This window comes from Streptomyces sp. NRRL WC-3549 (genome assembly GCF_000721935.1).
GTDB lineage: Bacteria > Actinomycetota > Actinomycetes > Streptomycetales > Streptomycetaceae > Streptomyces.
This window is the reverse complement of record NZ_KL585386.1, coordinates 55665-59788: the sequence shown is the minus strand read 5'-3', so window position 1 is coordinate 59788 and position 4124 is coordinate 55665. Positions and strand designations below refer to the sequence as shown.

Sequence of the window (4124 nt, the reverse complement as noted above, 5' to 3'; positions counted from 1 at the left end):
GTCTCGCCCGGTGCGCGCCGCCGGGGCCATACACTGGAGCGGTCCTGGACCGACAGCCGGATACGGCGCACGGGCTCCGGCAGGACCTCCAGGGTCAGGACCGCACCGCCCTCCGTGTGCAGCAGCACATTGACGAGCAACTCGTCGGTCACCAGCTCGGCGTCGTCCGCGAGTTCCGCCAGGTCCCAGGCGGTCAGGGCCTGGCGCACGATCGACCGGGCCTCCGACAGCCCCTCCGGGTCGGCCTGGTGGACGTACTGGTGCAGCCGCGGCGCCCGCACCGCCCCCGTGTCCGGACGACGGCGCAGGACCAGCAGCGCCACGTCGTCCTCCGAGCCCCAGCGTTTCCACAGCCGCTCCGACAGATGGTCGGCCAGCGCCCCGGCTTCCGGGGGCCCTTCTCCCACCTCACGGATCAAGGCCGTCACACCCTCGTCCACATCGGCGCCCGGCTCCTCCACCAGGCCGTCCGTGTACAGGACGAGGGTCTCACCCGGCAGCAGCTCGAGACGGGTCTCCGGGAACTCCTCGTCCACGAACGCGGTCGAGATCCCCAACGGGAGCCCCCCGCGGACCTGGGGCGACCCCACCCGCCCGTCGGTGTGCCGGACCAGCGGCCCGAAGTGCCCGGCGCGCGCCACGCGGACGGCACCCGTGGCAAGGTCCGCCTGGGCGTACGTGCACGTCGCGAAACGGTCGGTGTCCAGCTCGGCCAGGAACCGGGAGGCGCGCGCCAGCACCGTCGCCGGAGGGTGTCCCTCGGCGGCGTACGCGCGCAGGGCGATGCGGAGCTGTCCCATGATCGTGGCCGCGTGGGTGTCGTGTCCCTGGACATCGCCCACCACCACCCCGACCCGGCCCCTGGGCAGCGCGATCACGTCGTACCAGTCACCGCCGACCTCGCGCCCGCTCCACGCCGAGTGGTACCGGACCGCGACCTCCCCGCCCTCCACGGTCTGGATCCGCCGGGGGAGCATGGCCGCCTGGAGTCCGGTCGCGAACTCGCGTTCCTCGTCGAACAGCTTCGCCCGCTGCAGCGACTGCGCCACGACGGCGGCCAGCCCGAGACAGAGAAGCCGCTCGTCGGAGCTGAAGGCCGTTGGCTCGCGGTAGAACAGGGCCAGCGCGCCCAGGGGACGCGCCTGGGCGATCAGCGGGAGATAGGCGGCGGCGCGGAATCTCAGCTGGTCCACATGAGGTTCGAGCAAGGGATACCGCCGGACCAGGTCCGGGAGCGAGGTGGCGAACATCGGGCGGCCGCTGAGCACGGTGTCCCCCAGTGGCAGCCGGCCGTGGAGTTCCCCGGACCCCAGGCCGCCGTGCACCTCCAGGGCGTCACCGCTCAGCGCGACGACGTCGAGCGCCGTGTCGTCCACCAGCCCCAGCGCCAGTCCGTCCGCGCCCAGCATGGTGAGACCGGCCGTCCCCGTGAGCGCGGCGGTGACGTCGTCCACCGTCAGCGCCCGCGACAGTGTGCTGGTCGTACGTTCGACGATGTCGGCCTGATGCCGGCGCCGTTTCTCCAGATCCAGCACCGACGCCGAATGCGTGACCTCCGCCGTGGCGTCACGCAGTACACCCACGACACGGCGGGCCCGGCCGTCACCCGACCGCAGGATCCGCGCCTGGACGTGGGTCCACTGGCGGGAACCGTCCGGCAGCGGCACCTGGAAATGCACGCTGTACGAGCTGCTCCCCTCGGTGACGGCCTCGTCGATCGTGACGGCCAGCCGGGTTCGTTCGGCCGGGTCCAGCCGTTCCACCAGGGTCTGCGGGCGCGCGTCGAAAGCCGCCGGGTCCACGTCGAAGACCGCGAGACCGGCTTCGTCGACGTCCAGGGTCCGCGCGTCCAGATCCCACTCGAAGGTGCCCGTCCGGTTCAGGGCAAGGCGCTCGGTGGGTCCCGTGCCGCCGCGGGGGCCCCGGACGAACCGGAGAAGCGGTGGGATCGCGGTGTCTTCCGCTTGCCGTGAAGAGTCGGTCATTCCTGCTCCGGAGGTGTCCGCAGGGGTCCCTCGGCGTGGCGGCCCGTCCGTCCAATTGTCGAACCACGGGCGCGGGTGCGCCACACCTGCCCCCACCCGGCCCCCGGGCACCCGGGCGAACATCGCAGAATGGCCCACGGAGATCACCCACGGCTGACCGGAGCGCATCCCATGAACGACGACGAGCCCGTCCTGCTGCACACCGAGGGCCACACCCTGCACATCACCCTCAACCGCCCCAAGGCCCTCAACGCCCTGACCCACACCATGGTCCGCCTCATCGACGAGGCCCTCGCCCAGGCCGCCACCGACGCCTCGGTCGTCGCCGTCGTCATCAGCGGCGCCGGGGAACGAGGCCTCTGCGCAGGAGGCGACATCCGGTCGATCTACGAGGACGCCCGGGCGGGCCGCCGCGCATCCGTGGACTTCTGGCGGGACGAGTACCGGTTGAACGCCCGGATCGCCCGGTTCCCCAAGCCGTACGTGGCCCTCATGGACGGCATCGTGATGGGTGGCGGCGTCGGCGTCTCGGCCCATGGGGACGTCCGCGTCGTCACCGAACGCTCCCGCGTCGCCATGCCGGAGACCGGCATCGGCTTCGTTCCGGACGTCGGTGGCACCCACCTCCTCGCCGCCGCGCCGGGCGAACTCGGCACCCACCTCGCCCTCACCGGCCGGTCGGTGAACGCGGCCGACGCCCTCGCGTGCGGGCTCGCCGACCACTTCGTGCCCTCCGGCCGTCTGCCCGACCTCGTCGCGGCGCTCTCCCGGTGCACCGCACCCGCGGAAGTGACGGAGACGGCGCGGCGGTACGCGGCCCCGGCGCCGGCACCGGAGCTCGCTCCGCACCGTGCGTGGATCGACGACTGCTACGCCGCCGACACGGTCGAGGAGATCATCGACCGGCTCACGTGTGCCGAGGCGCCGGCAGCCCGGGAGACAGCACGCTCACTCCTGGCCCTGTCGCCCACCTCCCTCAAGGTCACCCTCGAAGCCGTGCGCCGGGCCCGGCGGCTCGACGGCCTGGAGGCCGTACTCGACCAGGAGTTCCGCGTCTCGTGCCGGGCCTTCGAGGGCCACGACCTGGTGGAAGGGGTGCGCGCCCGGATCATCGACAAGGACCGGGATCCCAAGTGGAACCCGGTCCAGCTGGGCGACGTCACCGAGGCCGACGTGGCCCGCCACTTCGAGCCGCTCGGGGAACGGGAACTCGGCCTGTACGCCACCGCTTTCTGACCGGGCGACCAGGACCGGGCGGCCAGAACCGGGCGGCCAGGACCGGGCCGGCGGTAGCACCCCCTTCTGCGGCCTGCCGGTACCGGCCGGGGGATTCGCTCACCTCCGCGAGGCATCCAGGCCGACCACCGCCCGGTCCCACGTCCTCAGATCGCTCCGAGGAGGGTAGTGACGCAGTTCATGCGAGCGCGTCACCAGTCGGCGCAGGTCGCCGAGGCCGCCCACCAGCCCGTGCGACCGGGCCTGCGCCAGCACGTTGCCGAGTGCGGTGGCTCGACGGGCCCGACCGTGACCGGCAGCCCCGTCGCCTCCGCGGTCCACCGGCACAACAGCTCGTTGCGGGAGCCGTCGCCGACCAGATGGGCACGGGTCAGTTCACGGCCGGCCAGCGCCGCGGCCCCGCGCAACGTCCGGAGATGGGCCGGCGCCAAGCGCCCCAGCACGCACCGCACATACCGCCCGGCCGTCCGCCCGTGGCTGCCCGGTGCGGGCCAGTACCACGTCGATCCGCGACGGCATGTCCCCCGGCGCCAGGAACACCGGATCGTCGGATTCGATCAGCGCTGCGAACGGCCGCGCGGCCGCCGGGTCCCTGAGCAGTGTGTCGAGGTCCAGGGAGCGGCCCTTCCGGGCCCAGGTGCGACGGCACTCCTCCAGGAGCCACATCCCCATGCCGTCCACACCGCGTTCGTTCGTGAAGTTCGCGGCCCTGGACTCCTCGGTCAGCACCGTTCGGTCAGCACCGTGGCCATGCCAGTCAAGCCGCTGGTCGAATTCGCCGACGATCGGAAATCAATCCATCAGACGGATGGACCATGGGACACGGCTACGGATGCGCGCCGACCCACCCGCCGGGCCGCACCAAGGCATCAAGGCACGGCGGGCCGCGTGCCGGTACACGCC

General features: G+C 72.6%; 2 protein-coding genes and 1 pseudogene. 1 reads left to right on the top strand and 2 read right to left on the bottom strand.

Features of this window, described 5'->3' with window-relative positions:
- A partial coding sequence (locus tag IH13_RS0104590; RefSeq protein WP_031081205.1) for a SpoIIE family protein phosphatase occupies positions 1–1985 on the bottom strand: 1985 nt, incomplete at its 3' end.
- A 171-nt stretch (positions 1986–2156) separates the two neighbouring features.
- Between IH13_RS0104590 and IH13_RS0104585 the strand changes: the two genes are divergently transcribed.
- Complete coding sequence (locus IH13_RS0104585; RefSeq protein WP_031081204.1) at positions 2157–3221, top strand: enoyl-CoA hydratase/isomerase family protein; 1065 nt, start codon at positions 2157–2159, stop codon at positions 3219–3221.
- 99 nt (positions 3222–3320) lie between these two features.
- Here the strand turns inward: IH13_RS0104585 and IH13_RS36700 are convergent.
- Positions 3321–3959 (bottom strand): annotated as a pseudogene (locus tag IH13_RS36700) (FGGY-family carbohydrate kinase); the annotation flags it as partial.
- Between the last annotated feature and the right edge of the window lie 165 nt (positions 3960–4124).

What these genes read in the sequence shown, in the direction of transcription:
- IH13_RS0104585 (WP_031081204.1), top strand. Translation starts at nt 2,157, where the DNA reads ATGAACGACGACGAGCCCGTCCTGCTGCACACCGAGGGCCACACCCTG.